Below are 18,494 nucleotides of genomic sequence, written 5' to 3'. Positions count from 1 at the left end.
TCGCGCCTTGCTCAACCTACACCGTAGGCCTATATTCTACACCGTAGGTAATACCTACGGTGTAGGTAGCGGCGCTGTGACCACCTGAGCGCGGCATGTGCGCTTCACTTTGAAGGAGACAGTTCGATGACCAAGACCCGTCATGGGCGATCAGCCATCGGCGCGATGTACGCGGGCCTCGGGCTCACCGTCGTCGCGGTGGTCGTCCCGTGGATCGACCTTTCCACCGGCAACGTGCTGGCCGGCCACATCCGGGCCGGCTATCCCACCTTCGCGCAGGAGCGCATCGACACCGCCGTCATGACGTGGCTTGTCTGCCTGTCAGTCGTCGGAGCACTCGGCATCATTTGCTGGTTCTCCACCATCTGGGCGGCCAGCACGGGCAAGCGGTGGGCCCGCGGCGTCGCGACCCTGATGTTCGTGCTCGGCTTGGGCATCGCCCTGTTCGACCTGCTCGTGAGGGACACCTCTGGAGACACGGGCCTGCCGTCATTGCTCGGTTGGGTCGGGATGCTGCCGTGCCTGGCAGGACTCCTGGCGGTCGCGCTGCTGTGGAGGAGATCGCGGCCGGCATCGCAGGCATGACCGAATGCGTGACTTCAGGCTTACGTGCAAGCGGTGCCCGGAGAAACCCGGAGCCATGACCTTCCCGAGATATCGGCTGTCGCAACCGCTGAACCGACATCCCGTCACCGTCAAAGCGCAAGACGGGCGACGGCCGGATGGGGCGGATCGTCGGCTGAGTCAGGGTGTCATTGCAAGGGAACCGCTCACTGCGACCGCTTCCGGAGGGTCGCGATGACCCGGATCACCCCGTCGTTGGCCGAATACTTCGGTGCGCTCAAGCGAAAGCTGTACGAAGGCAGTCGGCCGGGGGCGTTCATGCGGGCGGTGAACCGCCTTGACGCATTGCTGTACGCATCGGGACTCTTCTTCCCGCGAAACGCGGTCACCTTGGAGGTGGTCGGGAGAAGCACAGGACGGCCGGTATCGCTGCCGGTCGCTGTCGCGGACCATGACGGGGAGCGCTTCCTGGTGTCGATGCTCGGGCCGGACGCGAACTGGGTGCGCAACGTCCGAGCCGCAGGTGGCCGCGCCGTCCTGCGCCGGCGTGGCCGCGAGGTGGTCTCGCTGGAAGAGATCCCGGTGGAGCAACGAGCTCCCGTGCTCCGTCGCTATCTCGCCGTCGCTCCTGGCGCGCGGCCCCACATGCCCGTAGACCGGCGGGCGCCGCTGTCGGAGTTCGAGACGATCGCGCACCGGTATCCGGTCTTCCGGGTCCGCAGGCAAGCACATGCCGCCGATCCGCATTCACCATCTGAGCAGGGCGGGAAGCGTTGACGAGGTATCTGCCCTTCCCTACAGACCGGACGATGCCTGGCTGGCGTTCTTTTCAGCGGCTCCGGATTTCGGTGCAACGGGGGAGGTCTTTGATGCTTCCGCCTTCAGGGATCATGCCCCAGAGGAAGGGGATCAGGTACTGAGGCGGTTCGCCCAGGAGCACGGCCAGGTCGTCCTCGGTGACGGTGAGGGCGAATGCCGCGCCCGGTTGCCCGGGGTTCCATCCCTGTTCGATGGCTCGCCGGATGCATCCGGCGACGAGGGCGGGGCGGACCGCGATCGTCCGTTCTCCGAGCGGGTTGTCCGCCCGGGCGCAGGGAAGCGACACGACGAGAACACGCCCCGGCTCCTCCGCTCGCTCAACGGTGACGGTGAGGGGACTCCAGATGTCACCTTGGCGGCGGCCGGCCTTGTGCCGGATGCGCCAGCGGAAGGCGGTGCCCTCGACGCTGATGGGACGTGAGCCCTTCTTCGGCATTGCCATGGGCGCCTCCACGCTTCTGTTCTTTTCCGTCGCTGTTCCATGGAAGTACCGAAAGCAGCGAGGAGTGATCCGAGACGGCCGCAACCGTAACCGCTGCTCATGTCCATGAGCGAGCCATTTTCGTTGGCGGCCTGATCACACACCGCCGGATGGTGTCTGCCCCGAAGGGGCCGGGCGACCGCGTGTGATCTCTTCGATGTGAACGAAGCGTCCCCTCGCCGCCGGCATGTCCCGAGGAGGGGGGCGGGAGAGGGGGCTCGGTCCCGTCGATCCTGGCGCGAGCCCCTTGCCCATGTCTCCGACGTCGGCAAGGGGGCTCGCGGTGACCCTTGATTGCTCTTGGTCTCGCGATATGAGGACTCCGTCAGTCCTGGGATCTATCTCGAAAGGCTCCGAGTAACTTTTGCGTGAGATCGATCTTCACGCGGCATTCCCGTATGCGTTTTTCTTTTGCGGGAAATCTTGCCAGGAAGATAGCGGATATGTAGGTCGGCTTTTCGGTCCGCACGCGCGGAAAAGCCGGGAGGACCGGCGCCGGCTGTCGGGGGTGGCGCCTGCCTTTCTTGATCCAGGTGTGGAGATATAGTTGTCGTAATCGCCCATTCCGGGCGAATCGTCGAATCCGGGAGGCTTGCATGAACGGATACCTGCCCTATTCCGGGAGCACTCCGACTAGCCGCGTTGGCGATGCACGCGCCTGGCAGGCAGACATTCTCCGCGGCCAGTCATAGCCGCTGAGCGAATCGAGGTACTGCGGTGCGTACAGGCCGCAGTACCTCGACCTTTATAGCGGGGCGACGCATCGGGGGGCGTTTATGGCGCGGTTTTCTTACCCTGCCGCTCGGCGTAGCGATGTGGTGGAGGATCTGTTCGGATTCCCGGTTTCCGACCCGTACCGGTGGCTGGAAGACGGTGATGACGCGCGCGTGCGGGATTGGGCCGCCGCCCAGGATCGTCTTTTCGGCGCGTATCGCGAAGGACGGCCGGAGACGCGATCGTGGGCGTCCTTGCTGGATCAGGTGTCATCCTTCGGCGTGTCCGAGCCGCCGATGGCGCGTGGTCCGGTCATGTTCCTCGCCGAGCAGCTCCGTGGGGACGAGCAACGGCGCCTGCTCGTCGTCGACGCCGAGGGGAACAGACGTGTGGTGGTCGATCCAGCAGTGATCGATCCGTCCGGCCACACCGGGCTGTACACCTGGTGGCCGTCGCGCGAGGGCGAACGCGTGGCCGTCCAGATGGAGGTCGCCGAGCAGCCAGGCAGCGACATCACGGTGCTGGACGTGCGTACCGGGGAAGCGGTGGACGGGCCGTTGCCGCGCGCCCGTAACACCTCACTCGCCTGGCTGCCGGGAGGGGACGCGTTCTACTACGTCAGCCGGGTTCCCGACGAGGAGCTGGCCCCCGGCGACATGCGTCTGCAGCGGCGGGTGAGGTTGCACCGGATCGGTACGCCCTGGCAGGCCGACGCGGTGGTGTTCGGCGGCGAGGACGCCCCGGACCACTATTACGGGCTCACGGTCAGCGGCGACGGCCGTTATCTGGCGATCACCGCGATGGCCGGGCCCGCCTCACCGAACGACGTGTACGTGGCCGAGCTCGTCGATCCGGAAGCCCCGGGTTTCGTCAAGATCGTGGATGGGCGCGCCACAGGCGCCCGGGTTCTCCCACGCTTCCTCCCGGACGGCAATCTGCTGCTGGTCACCGACTACCGGGCCCCGTGTGGCCGCATCTGTACGGCGCGCCTGCACGACACCGACCCGGCCGCTTGGCGCACGCTGGTCGCCGAAGATCCGCAGGCGCCCTTGGACGAGTGCCTGGTCCTGGACGACCCGGCACTTCCGCGGCCCCTCCTGCTGGTGGCACGCGCCCGCCACGGCACCTCCACCCTGACACTGCACGACCTGGACACGGGCCGGCTGCTCACCGGTCTGCCCCTTCCCGGCGCGGGCGTCGTGTCGTCCCTGCGGACAAACGTCCCGCACGGACGTCACGCGTGGTTCAGCTACTGCGACGTGGCCACCCCTCCGACGATCTATCGCTACGACGCGATCAGCGGGACGACGGAACAGGAAACCGGCGCCACGACAGCCGGACACACCGCGGAAATCCGCAGCCGCAGCGTCCGCTATCCCGCCGCCGACGGCACCGAGATCACGCTGTTCCTGTTCACCTCGGCTGAAGAACATGAGGGTCCCCGACCCACCCTCCTGTACGGCTACGGCAGCTTCGGCATGCCGATGCGCCCATGGTTCTTCCCTCTGGCGGCCGCATGGGTCGGCGCCGGCGGCCTCTACGCGGTCGCCTGTGTACGCGGAGGCGGAGAGGAAGGCCAACAGTGGCACGATGCCGGCCGCGGACCGTACAAACACCGCGCGATCAGCGACTTCAACGACGCCGCGACCTGGCTCATCGATACCGATCGGACCACTCGCGACCAACTGGCGATCTATGGCCAGTCCGCCGGCGGACTCCTGGTCACCGCCGCGGCCATGCGGCGACCCGACCTGTATGCCGCGGTCATCGCCGAGGGCCCGCTGTGCGACATGGTGCGCTACGAAAAATTCGGCCTGGGATGCACATGGACGGATGAATTCGGTAGCGCCTCCCGACCCGAAGAACTTCGATGGCTCCTCGAATACTCCCCCTACCACAACGTCACGCCGGGAGTTCCCTATCCCGCATTCCTTCTCACCGGCGCGGTGACCGATCTACAGACGGGGGAAGCCCACGTCACCAAAATGTGCGCGGCCCTCCAACATGCCACCAGCGGTGACCGGCCGATCCTCATGCGCCGAGAACCCGACACCGCCCATGCCGCCTCTCCCGCGAGCAAAGAACGCGCCCTGGCTGCGGACATCCTGGCCTTCGCCGGAAAATACACCGGTCTGTCACCGGAAGAAACAACCATGAGTCTTCACGAGACCGTCGTCGAATCACACTGAGTAACTGCTGAAACCGCCAGAGCGCAGAGCCTTGACGTGGTGATGTCGCACGGCACGAAAACGCCCGAGGCTCGTTACGGGACGGGGTCTCCGCGAGCTTCGGTGGCATCGAGCCCCAGCGGGGCCGGTACTCGCCGACGGAGATCGGGAGCCGTTCGGTGCGGGAGTGAACTCCGCTCGGCGCATATTCACGGGGCGACAGCCGGTGTTCGACCGACCTCGAGTCGATCTCGTTCATCGAAACGCCCGGCCCGGAGATCATGACTTCCGTAGGTTTGGCGGCATGACTGATCGCCCCTTCGAGGTCGTCTGCGAGATCGAGCCGCCGACACGTCCCGACCTCACGCGCGTCCGCCACCAGATCGGCACGCTCAGCCAGATCGCCGGTTCCTTCCTGATCCCGGACAACCACATCGGCCGGGCCACGGTGTCCAGCGTCGCCGTCGCCCACGAGGTCCAGGCGATGGGCGGAAGGAGCATCGCCTGCCTCAACTCGCGCGACCGCAACCTGCTGGGCTTCCGCCGGGACCTGCTCACCGCGGCGGCCTACGGGGTGGACCAGTTCCTCTTCGTATACGGCGACAAGCCCACGACCGGCAACCGGACCAGCGACCTCACCGTTCGCTCCATGATCGAGGAGGTCCGCTCGCTCAGTGAGGACCCGGCCTTCGCGGGCGGCCCCGCCTTCCGGGTCGGCACCGCCGCCGGGCTGCGCCCCCTGCCCGCCTGGAAGCGTGCGGCCGACTTCGTGTTCGCCCAGGTCAGCTTCTCTCTGGACGCGCTGCTGCGCTGGCGCGAGGCCAACCCGGTGGACGTGCCGGTCTACGCCGGGGTGATGGTCATCGCCAGTGAGAACCACGCCCGCCGGTTGTCCGCCGCGATCCCGGACATCGACATCCCCGCCGAGCTGGTGGAGCGCGTGGCCGGTGACCGGCTCGCCGGGGTCGAGGCCGCGTGCGAGCAGGTGTTGCGCATCCGCGACTCGGGCGCCTTCGACGGCGTGCACCTGATCCCCGTGGCCCGCTATCGCGAGGTGGAGGCCCGGCTGTCCAGAGCGCTCTGAGAGCCTCCTGCCGTGCCGCGATGAGCGCCTCCGGCCGACCCGCCGGAGACGAACGGGACGCAGGTCAAATGGACGTCTCCCCCGGCGGGGCGGTGACCGTGACGTGCGAAACCTTGCCTCGGGCTTTCGTGAACATAGTGCTTGACTGGGATGTTATGTCGGGTTTAGCGGGGCAGTAAATCCGGCAAAACGTGCAGAGTGCTGTTTCTTTCCACTTTTGTGGATCGTCGGCGCCGTGGACCAAGATCATGACATGCTCGACCTCATGCTCTCGGGTCGATCACGTGCATTCTTTCGCCATCGGTACGCGGTGGGAGCTGTGGCGGTAATCGCCTTTCTCGCGTATTCGCTGCTCGGACTGGTCAAGTTCTTCACGTTCCGGACCGGGATCTATGACCTGGTCATATTCGACCAGGGCGTCCGGGGGTACGCGGAGCTCGGGCCGCCCCTCTCGACGGTGAAGGGAAACTGGGAGCAGCTCGGCTCCACGTTCTCGCTGCTGGGCGACCATTTCTCGCCGATTCTCGCGGCGCTGGCCCCGCTGTACTGGATCCACAATGGCCCCGAGACGCTCATCGTGGCGCAGGCCGCTCTGCTGGCCCTGGCCGTGGTGCCCTTCTGGGTTTACGCGCGGCGCGTGCTCGGCGTGACCGCCGCGTATCTGCTGGGGATCGCCTACGTCCTTTCCTGGCCGGTCGCCGAGACGGTGAACTTCCATTTCCATGAATACGCGTTCGTGCCGCTGATCACCGCGATCCTGTTCGAACGGCTGCAGGCCGGGCGCCGGTGGCACGTCCTGGCGGCGGCGACGGCCCTGCTCCTGGTCAAGGAGGACCTGGCGCTCCTCGTCGCCGGCCTCGGGCTGGGCCTCCTCTTCCTGCGCGAGTGGCGGCGCACAGGCGTCGCGATGGTCCTCGGCGGAGCGGGCTTCTTCTGGCTGGCCGGTTACGTCCTCATCCCGGCCTTCGGCGGCGATCCGCGCCGTTACTGGTACTACAGCGGATGGGGCGACGACGTCGGCGAGGCGGTCGTCCACATGGTGACCCGGCCTCAGGAGGTCCTGCACGTTCTCGCCACCCCCGGAACGAAGCCGGTGACGCTGCTCCTGCTGTTCGCCCCCTTGCTCTTCCTTCCGCTGCTCTCGCCGTACGTGTTGCCCGCGGCGGTCCTGCTCGCCGAACGGATGCTCGCCACGGACCCAGGGGCCGCCGGCTGGTGGGGGACGCGCTACCACTACAACGCGGCGGTCATCATGGCTCTCTTCTGTGCCGCGGTGGACGGGGGAGCGCGCTTGCGCCGCATGGTGAAGGGGCGGCGGCTCGGGCACGTGGTCCGGCCCTGGACCGCCGTCGTCGCCGTCGTGGCGGTCGGGGTCATGCCGTTCTTCGCGTCGGGCAATCTGTTCTCGCCGAGGTGGTACCGCCCGGGGCCGCGCTTCGCCGCGGCGCAGGAGGCCATCCGGCGGATTCCGGACGGCGTCCTCGTGGAGGCGGCGAGCGCGCTGGGGCCGAACATGTCCGCGCGGACCGAAGTCGTCGTCTGGGCCGCGAAAACCGCCGCTCGGCCCGAGCGCGCCCCGTGGATTCTGGCCGACCTCAATGACAAGCAGCCGCATTTCGACTCCGTCCAGGATCAGGCCGCCGACGTTCAGCTATTGCGACGACGCGGTTATCGCGAGGTCTTTTCGCGGGACCGCTATGTGGTGCTGTGCGATCCGTTGTCGGCGGAGCACGGGTGTGGATGACGACAGGCCGATAATCCACGAGACTTGTACGGTGAACCCCGTTGAACGGCAAGAGGAACTGCGCTACCTCCTCAACCAATGGGACCCCATAGGCGTCTACGACGAAGAGCTCGACTTTCCGCCCGACGAATACGACTGCCTCATCGGTCCTGTTCTCGCCAGGCTTTCCCGCGGAGCCGGGGTGGCCGATCTCAGCGAATATCTCTGGTACGAGCTTGAGGACCATTTCGGCCTGGATCCGGTGCCCGGGCAGACGGACGGCATCGCCGCGAAACTGGTCCTCTGGTATCGCCACGGCGTCGAGCGAACGGAAACAGGATGAAGAGGATCGGCGACGTGGCGCGCGGCGAAATCCCTCCGAGAAGCGCGGGCCCGTTATCGGTGCGCTGGGGGATCGTGCTGGTCCTGGCCGGTTTCGCGCTCGTCGGCGGCCTCGTTTTGTGCGTGCGCTACCCGTACGACCGCGAGAACGTGGCGGATCACGACGAGTACGAGATCGAGATCACCGCCTATCGGGACACCCAGGACTGACGACCTCCCGCATCAGTGCTCCGGGTGGAGGGAGGCGCCGATGTACATCGCGGTGAGCAGGGTGAACAGGAACGTTAATGTGATGCGGCCCGGACGGCCCGGCGGCTAACGTGATGCGCCGATCATCGATCGATCACCTATCGGAGGCGCCGCCAGTGCGGAGAGACCGCGGATTCACGATCTTCCTGATCGCGCAGACGCTCTCCGTGGCCGGAGACATGTTCACCGCCGTCGCGATCCCGCTGCTCGCCCTCAAGGTGACGGGCTCGGTGCTCCAGATGGGCCTGCTGACCGGCCTGTCCGGGGTGGCGTCGGTCGTCACGGGGCTCTTCGCCGGCGTCGTGGCCGACCGCCTCGACCGCCGCACGGTGCTCATCGTCTGCGACGTCGCGCGGGCCGTCCTCTACGGGCTCATCCCGATCGTCTGGCTCTTCGCGCCGCAGGTGTGGCTGCTCTACGTGATCGTGCCCCTCGGCGCGTGCTTCGGCATGACCTTCCAGGTCACGTACGTGACGGTGGTGCCCGCGCTGGTCGAGCCGGACCGCATCACCGAGGCCAACGGCCGTCTCTCCGCGTCGTACGCGGTGGCCGGGGTGGCAGGGCCGATGCTGGCCGGGGTGGTCGCCGGGGCGTTCGGCCCCTCGGTCGCGATCGGCGTGGACGCGGCGAGCTTCGCGGTCTCCGCGCTCGGGCTGTGCCTCGTACGGCCGAGGCCGCGCGGCGACCGCGGCCCCGCCCCGGCGACGGGCGCCCTCTCCGGCTTCCTGGACGGCGTGCGGTTCCTGTGGCGGCACCCGGTGCTGCGCTCGCTGACCGTGCTGCTGTCCTTCTTCATCTTCGTCACGCTCGGCCTGACCGACATCACCATCTACCACCTGAAAGAGGACCTGGGGCAGACGGACGCCGCCGTGGGGACGGTCCTCGCGGTCGCGTCCGCCGGGACGATCGCCGCGTCCGCGCTCGTCGGCCGCGCGCGCCGGAGGTTCGGCTTCGGCCCCTGCTGGATCGGCGCGCAATGCCTGGCCGGGATCGCCGTCATCACGCTGGGCGTGACGCGGCACGTCACGGTCGTCGCGGCGATGATGACGGCGTTCCTGTTCGCCACGGCCATCGCCGGCATCTGCAGCATGTCGCTGCGCCAGGAGGTCACGCCCGACCACCTGCTCGGACGGGTCACGTCCGCGTTCTGGACCGTCCACTACGCCCTCGGGCCGGTCGGCGCCGCCGTGCTCACCGCCGCCGCGGAAGGTTACGGCGCCTCGGCGGTCTACCTGGTGGCCGGGGCCGGATGCCTGCTGGTCGCCGTCGCCGCGGCCTTCACGCCCGTACGGCAGCGCTGGGCCCCCGAGGCGGTGTGAACCGGCCCGGCGGCCCGGTCACTTCTTGCAGATGTTCTCCGTGGCCGTCTTGGCCGACGTCGCGGGCGTGGGGGTCTCCGACGGGGTGGCGGTCGGCTGCTCGGCCGCGACCTTCACCTTCTTGACGGTGTTGTGAGACTGGCCGACGACCACCTCGATGCCCTGGACGTTCGCCTCTCGCAACTCGGCGCCGGGGATCGCGGCGGCGACGGTGCGCGCCGAGTCCTCGCGCCCCTTGGCGTACCGGACGACGGTGGTGGTGAAGTCGCGATTGGCGGTGTCGCCCGGCGCGGCGGGCACCATGAAGCCGGCCTCGATCAGCGCCGCCTTCGTCCTGGCGCCGAGCCCGGTGATCAGCGTGCCGTTCAGCACGCGGACCGAGATGCGCTGGGGCGGCACGGTGAGCGCCGGGGACGCGGACGCCGAGGGCGAGACCTTGGGCGAGGTCTTGGGCGACGCCGTGGCGGTCGGGCCGGTGAGTGGCTGGTCGGAGTCGATCCGCTGGAACAGCTCACGCGCCGCCTTCTTGTCCCACAGGACGGCGGACTCCTTGGTCGGCGTCGTGAAGTTCACGTCGGCGAGGGGGACGGTCGCGAACGACACGTCGTCCGTCGAGACGTCCTTGAGCTGGCCGACCAGGCCCATGACGTCCTGTTTGAGGGCGTCGTCCACGGTCAGCGTCTTGAGCGTCGAGTTGACCAGTCCGGTCAGCTTTGCCGGGTTGGTCAGCGTGCCGCCGCTCAGGGCCTTCTGCATGAGCGCCGAGATCACCTGCTGCTGGCGGTCGATCCGGTCCAGGTCGGAGCGCGCGGTGGCCCGGGTGCGCGCGTAGGCGAGCGCGTCCGCCCCGTTGAGGTCGTACGTGCCAGGCTGGAGGTTGAGCTTCGTCTTCGGGTCGTTGATCGGGACCGGCGTGCAGACGGTGACGCCGCCGAGGGACTCCACCACGTCGATGAAGCCGAGGATGTTGACCTCGATGTAGTGGTTGATCTTGAGGCCGGTGGCCTCCTGCACGGTGCGCACCGCGAGCTTGGCCCCGCCGTACTGGTAGGCCGCGTTGATCTTGTGGGTGCCGTAGCCGGGGATCTCGGTCCAGCTGTCGCGGGGGAGGCTGACGACCGTGACCTTCGTGTGGTCCTCCGAGAGGTGGATGACCATCATCGTGTCGGTGCGCTGGCCCTCCTCGCGGCCGAGGTGGAGCTGGTTCTGCTGCCGGCGGCTGAGGTCGTCGCGCTTGTCCAGCCCGACCAGGAGGATGTTCATCGCGCCCTGCGGCGCCGACGCCTGGGTACCCGCGTCGACCGACTTGACCTGGCTGATGGCGTAGTTGGGGACCGCCCACAGAGCTCCGGAGCCGAGCAGCACCGCCGCCGAGAGGGAGCCGGAGACGATCAGTGAACGGAGGCTGGTGCGGCCACGCTTGGCCCGCCGCGCCGCGAGCCTGACCCCGCCGTTGCCGTCGCCCCCCACGCGAACGCCGGAGTCCTCCTCGTGGTCGCCACGCATCCCGCGGTCACCTTTCGGTTGCCGTCTCCGCCCCCACGTACAGTAGCGTGAGCCAGGCCATGAAGCCCTTCCCCGACTCGCCACAAACGAGCCAGTCGCGCACGCGCCACTGGCCGCCGATTTCGGTGATCATGCCGGTGCTCAACGAGGAGCGGCACCTGGCTGAAGCCGTACGGCAGGTCCTCGCCCAGCAGTACGAGGGCCCCATCGAGGTCGTCCTCAGCGTCGGCCCGTCGCACGACCGCACGCAGGAGGTCGCCGACGCGATCGCGGCGGCCGACCCCCGCGTCGTCGTCGTGCCGAACCCAACCGGCCGCACGCCCAACGCCCTCAACGCGGCCATCGCCGCGTCCCGCAATCCGATCGTCGCCCGGGTGGACGGCCACGCCATGCTGCCGCCCGACTACCTGGCCACCGCCGTCGAGACCCTGGAGCAGACGGGCGCGGACAACGTCGGCGGCATCATGGCCGCCGAGGGTGTCACCCCGTTCGAGCAGGCCGTCGCCTGCGCGATGACCTCCAAGATCGGCGTCGGCAACGCCCGGTTCCACACCGGCGGCCAGGCCGGCCCCGCCGACACCGTCTACCTCGGCGTCTTCCGCCGGGAGGCGCTGGATCGGGTCGGCGGCTACGACGAGCACTTCCAGCGCGCCCAGGACTGGGAGATGAACCACCGCATCCGCGAGACCGGCGGCCTGGTCTACTTCCAGCCGCGCATGCGGGTGTCCTACCGTCCCCGGCCGAACGTCCGGGCGCTGGCCAAGCAGTACTTCCACTACGGCCGGTGGCGGCGGGTGGTCTCCCGTACCCACCAGGGGACCATCAACCTGCGCTACCTCGCGCCGCCCGCGGCGGTGCTCGCGATGGCCCTCGGCCTCGTCGTGTCGCCGTTCTTCTGGCCCGGCCTGCTCGTCCCGGGGGCGTACATCGCGGCGATCCTGGCCGGCTCGGCGCTCACCGGGCAGGGGCTGTCCGCGGCGGCGCTGATCCGGCTGCCGCTGGTCTACGCCACGATGCACGTCTCATGGGGCACCGGCTTCCTGACCAGCCCGCCGGGGCTCAGCAAGCCGCGTCCCACCGTGCAGCGGATGCCCGTACAGGATCACTACAGCGAATAGCCGCGCGAGGCGGCGGGCGGCGGCCCGGACGGTCAGGCGACCTCGTCGCCCGCCGTCGCGAGGCTCCTGCCCGCCGCCGCGCCCGCTCTGGCGCGGGCGGCCGTGACCGCCTCGTCGAACCGGGTGAGGGCGTCCGGCCGGTCCGGCCCGAGCAGATGGCTCCTCAGCTCGTGCCTGGCCTCCGCGAGCACGTCCTCCTCCGGGCGGATCCGTGACACCACGCCGGGCAGCTCCGCGCAGTCCGGGCCGAGCAGGTAGGCCGCCGAGGCGGTCGGATACCGCTCCCGGAACTCGCGCTCCGGCAGCCCGGCGACGTTCGTCACCGCGTACGGCTTGCCGCTCGCCAGGAAGTCGGCGATGACGCTGGAGATGTCGCTGATCAGCAGGTCGGCCTGGTTGAAGCACTCGTACAGGTGCGGCTCGTCCCCGGTCACCACCAGGTGGGGCACGGCCGCGTCCCCCGCCGTCGCGTCGCGCAGCGTCCGCATGATCGCGTCATGCGCCCGGCGCGCGGGCGCCGAGCGGTGGCCGGTGAGCGGGTGCGGCTTGTAGATGACGCGTACGCCGAGGGCGAGCAGCCGGCGCACAACCCCGGGCCCCATCGTGATCACCGACGTGTGGAACAGGTCGTCCGTCCACCCCTCCCACGTCGGGGCGTACAGGACGCTCGGGTACGGCAGGCCCGGACCGGTCCGCCGCACCCCCGCGAGCTGGGGGCGGCCGACCTCCACGATCGCCTCGTCGCGCACGCCGACCCCGGCGCGGCGGTAGCGGTCCCGCCCGGCCGGACCGGCGACCCAGACCTCGTCGTACACCTTGGTGAAGGGGTTGAACGACGCCTCCTTGTCGCTGTCGCCGTGGCCGATGAAGACGCTGGTGACGCCGGGCACCCGCAGCATGTGGATGTTGTTGCCGACATTGGACGCGAACAGGGCGACCCGCGCCGTGTCCAGGCCGCGGAAGTTCATCATGTCGACCGCCGAGGGGATGCACAGCACCGGGAGCGTCGTCCTGCCCAGCGCGCCGAGCAGATCCCGCTCCCGCAGCACGACCAGCACCCGGCTGCGGATCCGCTCCAGCGTGCCCAGCCACATCGTCGCCTGGTACGCGGAGTCGGCCGGGCCGGAGAAGTAGAGCAGCACCTCGGGGCGGTACGCGCGGACCCGCTCGTCCACCGTCGCGATGACGCGCCGCCGGTCGGCCAGCGGAGCGGCCCGCAGCGCGTACGCGGACAGGGCCAGCACGGCGGCGGTCTCCAGGACGAGCGCCCCCGCCACCCCGGCCGAGCCGAGCCAGTCGATTCCGGTCAGCGCGCCGCAAGCGGCGGTCCCGACGGGCAGCGCGTCCAGGTACAGCAGGCGGGCGCCGCGCCAGTTGACCAGCGTCTCAGGCGGAGCGGGCGGGAAGGAGACGTCGAGGTTCCTGGTGCCGACCGGCTTCAGGTTGTGGCACCGGTTCAGATAGGTGGCGAGACCGCTCTGCACGGCGCGCATCCAGTGGAACAGGAACAGCCCGCCCGCGAGGAGCGCGAACCACGGGGACTCCGCTCCCGCCGTCCTGGCGAGCAGCAGCACGGCCGCCATCTCGCGCATCATGAAGCGCAGCGTGGCCGGGAGCTGCAGCCGGCCGAGCCGTTCGGCGGCGCCCGACGGCAGAGCCGCCTCCGCGGCGTACGACAACGGCGCCAGGATCACGAAGACCCACGGATCCGGATACAGCGCGGCCGCCGTCAGGGCCGGATATGACGCGAGCACCACCCCGCTGAGCAGCGCGTTTCTTCCCTTGAACGATCCCCCCATGCATCGCTGCGTACCCAGTCACCTGGCGAGCCGCACGTCGATGACGTGTCCGGTGAGGCGGGAGATGAGCACGTCGAGGCTGGTACGGGCGACCGCGCCCGGAGACAGCAGCGTTCCGGCGGGTTCGTCGCCGAACGCGCGCAACCGCATCGGTGTGGCGGTGCGCTCGGGATTGACGCAGTTGACCCGCACGCCCTGGTCCGCCCACTCGTCGGCGAGCGCCTGGGTGAGGTTGACGACCGCCGCCTTGGTCGAGGAGTAGAGGCTGTAGTCGGCCCGCCCCCGCGTGTACGACGAGGAGGTGTACAGCAGGAGCTGGCCGCGCGTCTCCGCCAGGTACTTGAACGACGCGCGGGCGATGTTGACCGGGCCGAGGTAGTTGACGCCGATCGTCTCCTCGATGGTGGAGTGGTCGGCCTCGCCCAGCTTGCCCATGTGCAGGACGGCCGCCGTGTTGACCACGTAGTCGATGCGGCCCGTCTCGGCGTACGCGCGGGCGAGCGCGTCCTCGACCGCGGCGGCGTCCTGGACGCGGACGCCGTTGACGGTGCGGGAGTAGGAGTGGACCGTCGCGCCGTAGCCGCGGGCGAGCCGCACGATGTCGGCGCCGATGCCGTAGCTGCCGCCGAAGACGACCAGGCACCTGCCGCGCAGCGCCTCCTGGTAGCCCTCCTCGGTGAGCGCGGGGGCGGTGCTCTCGGCGAGCTGGAAGAGCTTGTCGGCGATGAACACGTCGACCGGGTGGGTGACCTTCATGTTGTGCTCGCTGCCCGGCACGATGTAGATCGGCACGTCGGGGAGGTAGCGCAGCACGACGCCGCAGTCGTCGGTCGCGGGCAGCTTCTCGAAGTCGGGGTCGGCGAAGGCCCGCTCGTACGCCGCCCGGATGACCGACAGCCGGAAGCACTGCGGGGTCTGGCCGCGGCGCAGCCGCGAGCGGTCGGGGATGTCGCGGATGATCTCGCCGCGCGGCCCCGGGACGGCCACGACGACGGTGTCGGACGACGGGATGGCCACGTCCACCGCCTCGTAGCGGGCGAGCGCGGCCACGCAGTCGCTGATGATGCGCGGCTCGACGAGCGGGCGGACCGCGTCGTGCAGCAGCACGTCGCACTCCTCGTCGCCGAGCGCCTGGAGCGCGCGCCACGTGGTCTCGGTGCGGCTCGTGCCCCCTTCGAGGATCTTGGTGACCTTCGTGTACCCGTTCCGCTCGACCAGGGAGGCGACCTCGTCGGTGAAGCCGGGGGTCATCAGCACGACGACCTCGTCGATCTCCGGGTGGCCGTCGAACACGCTGAGCGTGTGCTCCAGGATCGTCCTGCCGGCGATCTTCAGTAGCTGCTTCGGGGTGTTCAGCCCCACCCGCTGGCCGACCCCGCCGGCCAGCACGACTCCGACCGTACGCAGACGCGATTTCGCGATCATGATGCCTCCCCGGAATGACCATACCCGCAGGCCGTTCGCGAACCGCTGCCGAATGGCATTGCCACCCCGTGATCACTCAGTTACGTTGCGGTGTGGACCCGGAAGCGATCACCAGCGGATTGGGAGACCCATGGCGGCAGCAGCGGCCCGGGAGACGCCCGGCACCACACCCGGCGCCTCGACGGGCGCGGTCGCCGTGGTCTTCGCGACGACACCCGCGTCCCGTCTCACGTCGGGGAGCGTCACCCTCCTCGACCGCCTCACCGCCCAACTGCGCATGCTCTCCGTCCGCGACGTCCAGGTCGTCGCCCGGGCCGATGACACCGGGGGCGGGCTCGCCGACGACCTGCGCGCCGTCGCCAAGGCGGCGCGCGCCGCGAGCGGTCCCGTGGCCGTGCTGTACGGCGATCTCGTCGCCCATACCGACGCCCTGGCCGCGGTGCTGGAGCATCCCTCGCGCGGCTCGCGCGCGCTGGTCGCGCCCGGCGCCGCCGGGCCGCTCCTGCCGCCGGTGCGCACCGAGCGGGGACGGATCGCGGTGGCGGGCAACTCCTTCCACCGGGTCGAGTCGCCGGACGCCACCTTCCGCGGCGTCCTGCAGGTCGGCGAGGACCACCTCGCCGGCCTCGCCGACGTGGCCGAGGAGCTCGCCGACCTCGCGCAGAACCGCGGGCTCGGCCGGGCGGGCGACAGCGAGGTGGCCGACCTGCTGCTCGCCGGCCTGGTGCGCGCCGGGATTCCCGTACACGCCGCGCCGCTGGGCGGGCTGCACTGCGCGCGGGCGTCGGACCAGGCGGCGGCGGACGCGGCGGTGCGCCGCCTGGCCGAGGTGGACGAGCGCGCCGCCCGGCTGCGGGCGGCGGTCAAGTCCGACGACGGCCTGTTCACCACCTACTGCGTGAGCACCTGGTCCCCCCATCTCGTACGGCTCGCCGCGCGGCTGGGCATGGCGCCCAACGCGGTCACCGGCGTCTCGGTCGGCCTGGCCGTGGTGGCCGCGATCTGGTTCACGGCGGGGGAGCGGACCGCCCAGATCGCCGGTGCGGTGGCGCTCCTGCTGTCGTTCGTGCTCGACTGCGTGGACGGCCAGCTCGCCCGCTACACCAGGAGCTTCTCGCCGCTCGGCGCCTGGCTCGACGCCACCTTCGACCGGGTGAAGGAGTACCTCGTGTACGCCGGGCTGGCCATCGGCTATGCCGCGAGCGTCCCGGCGGGGGCGACCGGACCGGGCGGCATCTGGGCGCTCGCGGTCGCCGCCATGCTGCTGCAGGCGCTCCGGCACATGATCGACTTCTCGTACGCCGGATCGCTGGCGGACGCGGCGTGGAGCGAGGAGCGTCCGCCGATCCCGCTCTCCGTCGCCTCCGACCTGCCTGGCCTGGACGATCCGTCGCCCCGCCGGTGGGGCAACGGGCGCGGCGCTCCTCCGGGAACGGTCGCGAGCCGCGTGGTCGGGCTGTCCCGGAGGCTCGACCTGGGCACGGCGACCCGGTGGGCGAAGAAGGTCGTCGTGCTGCCCATCGGCGAGCGGATGGCGCTCATCGCCGTCACCGCGGCCGTGTTCAACGCCAGGGTGACCTTCATCGCCCTGCTCGGCTGGGGCGCGGTCGCGCTCGCGTACACCCTCGCCGGTCGCGTCGGCAGGTCTCTCACATGACAACAGGTCTCGCACAGGGCGGGAGAGCGGGCATGGTCTCCGTACATATGACGCCGGTGCCGCGCAGCGCGGTCGTCGCCTACCGGGACGACGGCATGCTGTCCCGGGTGATGGGCGCGCTGGTCGCGGGCCAGCTCCCGCCGCTGCCGCCCGCGGTCGCGGGGGCCTTCGTGACCGGGGTGCTGCTGCTCGTCGGCATCGCGGGCACCGACGGCCTGGCCGTCTTCGCCCCTGCGGTCGCCCTGCTGCTCGCCGGGCCGGGCAGCTCCCACCGGCACGACGGGCGGCTCGACTGGCTGGTCCCGCCGATCCTGCGGCTGACCGAGTACGGCTTCGTGGCCTGCGTCGGCTTCGCGCACGACGTCCCGCCGCTGCTGACCTTCGCGCTGCTCGGCGCGGTGGTGTTCCACCACTACGACACCGTCTACCGCGTGCGCCAGCACGTGTATCCGCCGCCCTGGCTGCCGGTGGCCGGGCTCGGCTGGGACGGCCGGATGCTCGCCGTCGCGGTCGGAGGCGCCCTCGGCCTGGTCACCGCCATGTTCGCGCTGCTCTGCCTCTACCTGTCGGGCCTCTTCTGCTGGGAGAGCGCGACCTGCTGGCTCGCGGCGCCGCGCTCGGGCGTCGAGGCGGCCGACCTCGGCGTCGGCGACTGACCCGGCGGCCACGGCCCACGCCGCATGAACCCCGCGGATGAACGCCGCCGGGCGTACGGATTACCCGATCAGGGCACAAAGGCAACTAATCTTTGGGGTTACTGTCAGTCGATCGACCTCTAGGAGTGCACGTTGCTGGGAATGGTGCTGGCCGCCGGAGCCGGACGCCGCCTGCGGCCGTACACCGACACGCTGCCCAAGGCGCTCGTGCCGGTCGACGGCGAGACCACGATCCTTGACATCGCCCTGCGCAACCTCGCCGCGGTCGACCTGCGCGACGTCGTGGTGATCGTCGGCTACCAGGCGGGAGCCGTACGGGAGCGCCAGGCGGAGCTGGAGCGGCGACACGGCGTGAAGCTGACGCTGGTGCACAACGACAAGGCCGAGGAGTGGAACAACGCCTACTCCCTGTGGTGCGCGCGCGACCACTTCGCGCAGGGCGCGCTGCTGGTCAACGGCGACACCGTGCACCCGGTCTCGGTCGAGGAGACCCTGCTGTCGGCGGAGGCCACCAGCGACATCCTCCTCGCGGTCGACGACGTGAAGGTCCTGGCCGACGAGGAGATGAAGGTCACCCTCAACGGCGGCAGCCTCAAGCGCATCACCAAGCTGATGGACCCGGCCGAGGCGTACGGCGAGTACATCGGCGCCACGCTCATCCGTCCCGGCGCGGCCGAGCGGCTGGCCGACGCGCTGCGCGCCACGTTCGAGCGCGACCCGCAGCTCTACTACGAGGACGGTTACCAGGAGATGGTCGACCGGGGCGAGAAGATCTCGGTCGCCCCGATCGGCAAGGTCAACTGGGTCGAGGTGGACAACCACGACGACCTGGCCAAGGCGCGCGAGATCGCGTGCCATTACTAGGCCGCG

General features: G+C 69.8%; 15 protein-coding genes and 1 pseudogene. 12 read left to right on the top strand and 4 right to left on the bottom strand.

Annotation, left to right across the window (positions count from 1 at the left end):
* The first annotated feature begins 126 nt into the window (after positions 1-126).
* Complete coding sequence (locus AWQ68_RS43910; RefSeq protein ID WP_174554064.1) at positions 127-585, top strand: PGF-CTERM sorting domain-containing protein; 459 nt, start codon at positions 127-129, stop codon at positions 583-585.
* Between the two features lie 213 nt (positions 586-798).
* Complete coding sequence (locus AWQ68_RS01140) at positions 799-1,341, top strand: nitroreductase/quinone reductase family protein (protein WP_066933117.1); 543 nt, start codon at positions 799-801, stop codon at positions 1,339-1,341.
* Between the two features lie 52 nt (positions 1,342-1,393).
* On the opposite strand, the gene AWQ68_RS01135 is transcribed toward AWQ68_RS01140, so the two are convergent.
* Positions 1,394-1,825 (bottom strand): hypothetical protein, encoded by a 432-nt coding sequence (locus AWQ68_RS01135; RefSeq protein WP_157544750.1) that lies wholly within the window; start codon positions 1,823-1,825, stop codon positions 1,394-1,396.
* 815 nt (positions 1,826-2,640) lie between these two features.
* On the opposite strand from AWQ68_RS01135, the gene AWQ68_RS01130 reads away from it, so the two are divergent.
* The 6 genes from AWQ68_RS01130 (at position 2,641) to AWQ68_RS01105 (ending at position 9,463) form a co-directional block, all read left to right on the top strand.
* Entirely contained in the window at positions 2,641-4,767 is a 2,127-nt protein-coding gene (locus AWQ68_RS01130) for a prolyl oligopeptidase family serine peptidase (protein ID WP_066933111.1), read from the top strand.
* 283 nt (positions 4,768-5,050) lie between these two features.
* A complete protein-coding gene (locus tag AWQ68_RS01125) occupies positions 5,051-5,830 on the top strand; it encodes a methylenetetrahydrofolate reductase (protein WP_066933107.1) in 780 nt (259 codons plus the stop codon).
* Between the two features lie 319 nt (positions 5,831-6,149).
* On the top strand, positions 6,150-7,574 hold the full coding sequence (locus AWQ68_RS01120) for a DUF2079 domain-containing protein (RefSeq protein WP_169808825.1): 1,425 nt from the start codon (positions 6,150-6,152) through the stop codon (positions 7,572-7,574).
* A gap of 31 nt (positions 7,575-7,605) precedes the next feature.
* Positions 7,606-7,896 carry a hypothetical protein gene (locus AWQ68_RS01115; protein WP_066934148.1) on the top strand — a complete coding sequence of 97 codons (291 nt, stop codon included), beginning with the start codon at positions 7,606-7,608 and terminating at the stop codon, positions 7,894-7,896.
* Positions 7,893-8,105, top strand: coding sequence for a hypothetical protein (locus AWQ68_RS01110; RefSeq protein ID WP_066933101.1), 213 nt, complete (start codon positions 7,893-7,895; stop codon positions 8,103-8,105). Before AWQ68_RS01115 ends, AWQ68_RS01110 begins: the two co-directional genes overlap by 4 nt.
* 155 nt (positions 8,106-8,260) lie before the next feature.
* The gene (locus tag AWQ68_RS01105; RefSeq protein WP_218006738.1) at positions 8,261-9,463 is read left to right on the top strand and encodes an MFS transporter; all 1,203 of its coding nucleotides are present in this window, start codon (positions 8,261-8,263) and stop codon (positions 9,461-9,463) included.
* An 18-nt stretch (positions 9,464-9,481) separates the two neighbouring features.
* Here AWQ68_RS01105 and AWQ68_RS01100 read toward each other — a convergent pair whose 3' ends face one another.
* Positions 9,482-10,969, bottom strand: coding sequence for an LCP family protein (locus tag AWQ68_RS01100; RefSeq protein ID WP_066933095.1), 1,488 nt, complete (start codon positions 10,967-10,969; stop codon positions 9,482-9,484).
* Between the two features lie 29 nt (positions 10,970-10,998).
* Between AWQ68_RS01100 and AWQ68_RS01095 the strand changes: the two are divergent.
* Positions 10,999-12,087 (top strand): annotated as a pseudogene (locus AWQ68_RS01095) (glycosyltransferase family 2 protein); the annotation flags it as partial.
* A gap of 32 nt (positions 12,088-12,119) precedes the next feature.
* Here the strand turns inward: AWQ68_RS01095 and AWQ68_RS01090 are convergent.
* Together AWQ68_RS01090 and AWQ68_RS01085 are read right to left on the bottom strand one after the other, a co-directional pair.
* A complete protein-coding gene (locus AWQ68_RS01090) occupies positions 12,120-13,886 on the bottom strand; it encodes a CDP-glycerol glycerophosphotransferase family protein (RefSeq protein WP_066933089.1) in 1,767 nt (588 codons plus the stop codon).
* An 18-nt stretch (positions 13,887-13,904) separates the two neighbouring features.
* Positions 13,905-15,311, bottom strand: coding sequence for a bifunctional cytidylyltransferase/SDR family oxidoreductase (locus AWQ68_RS01085; protein ID WP_066933086.1), 1,407 nt, complete (start codon positions 15,309-15,311; stop codon positions 13,905-13,907).
* A gap of 130 nt (positions 15,312-15,441) precedes the next feature.
* Between AWQ68_RS01085 and AWQ68_RS45570 the strand changes: the two genes are divergently transcribed.
* The 3 genes from AWQ68_RS45570 to AWQ68_RS01070 all read left to right on the top strand — a co-directional run bounded on the left by AWQ68_RS45570 (position 15,442) and on the right by AWQ68_RS01070 (position 18,488).
* On the top strand, positions 15,442-16,968 hold the full coding sequence (locus tag AWQ68_RS45570; protein WP_066933083.1) for a CDP-alcohol phosphatidyltransferase family protein: 1,527 nt from the start codon (positions 15,442-15,444) through the stop codon (positions 16,966-16,968).
* A gap of 32 nt (positions 16,969-17,000) precedes the next feature.
* A complete protein-coding gene (locus AWQ68_RS45565) occupies positions 17,001-17,624 on the top strand; it encodes a DUF5941 domain-containing protein (protein ID WP_066933080.1) in 624 nt (207 codons plus the stop codon).
* Positions 17,625-17,756: 132 nt separating this feature from the next.
* A complete protein-coding gene (locus tag AWQ68_RS01070) occupies positions 17,757-18,488 on the top strand; it encodes a phosphocholine cytidylyltransferase family protein (protein ID WP_066933077.1) in 732 nt (243 codons plus the stop codon).
* The last annotated feature ends 6 nt before the right edge of the window (positions 18,489-18,494 follow it).

The organism is Microtetraspora fusca, assembly GCF_001570365.1.
Classification (GTDB): Bacteria; Actinomycetota; Actinomycetes; order Streptosporangiales; family Streptosporangiaceae; genus Microtetraspora; species Microtetraspora fusca.
Note: the sequence above shows the minus strand (reverse complement) of the source record. Positions and strands in the feature narration are given on the sequence as shown.

Coding starts and splice junctions, on each gene's coding strand:
- AWQ68_RS43910 (WP_174554064.1), top strand. CDS start 127: ATGACCAAGACCCGTCATGGGCGATCAGCCATCGGCGCGATGTACGCG.
- AWQ68_RS01135 (WP_157544750.1), bottom strand. CDS start 1,825: ATGGCAATGCCGAAGAAGGGCTCACGTCCCATCAGCGTCGAGGGCACC.
- AWQ68_RS01110 (WP_066933101.1), top strand. CDS start 7,893: ATGAAGAGGATCGGCGACGTGGCGCGCGGCGAAATCCCTCCGAGAAGC.
- AWQ68_RS01100 (WP_066933095.1), bottom strand. CDS start 10,969: ATGCGTGGCGACCACGAGGAGGACTCCGGCGTTCGCGTGGGGGGCGAC.
- AWQ68_RS01125 (WP_066933107.1), top strand. CDS start 5,051: ATGACTGATCGCCCCTTCGAGGTCGTCTGCGAGATCGAGCCGCCGACA.
- AWQ68_RS45570 (WP_066933083.1), top strand. CDS start 15,442: ATGGCGGCAGCAGCGGCCCGGGAGACGCCCGGCACCACACCCGGCGCC.
- AWQ68_RS01140 (WP_066933117.1), top strand. CDS start 799: ATGACCCGGATCACCCCGTCGTTGGCCGAATACTTCGGTGCGCTCAAG.
- AWQ68_RS01090 (WP_066933089.1), bottom strand. CDS start 13,886: ATGGGGGGATCGTTCAAGGGAAGAAACGCGCTGCTCAGCGGGGTGGTG.
- AWQ68_RS45565 (WP_066933080.1), top strand. CDS start 17,001: ATGGTCTCCGTACATATGACGCCGGTGCCGCGCAGCGCGGTCGTCGCC.
- AWQ68_RS01085 (WP_066933086.1), bottom strand. CDS start 15,311: ATGATCGCGAAATCGCGTCTGCGTACGGTCGGAGTCGTGCTGGCCGGC.
- AWQ68_RS01130 (WP_066933111.1), top strand. CDS start 2,641: ATGGCGCGGTTTTCTTACCCTGCCGCTCGGCGTAGCGATGTGGTGGAG.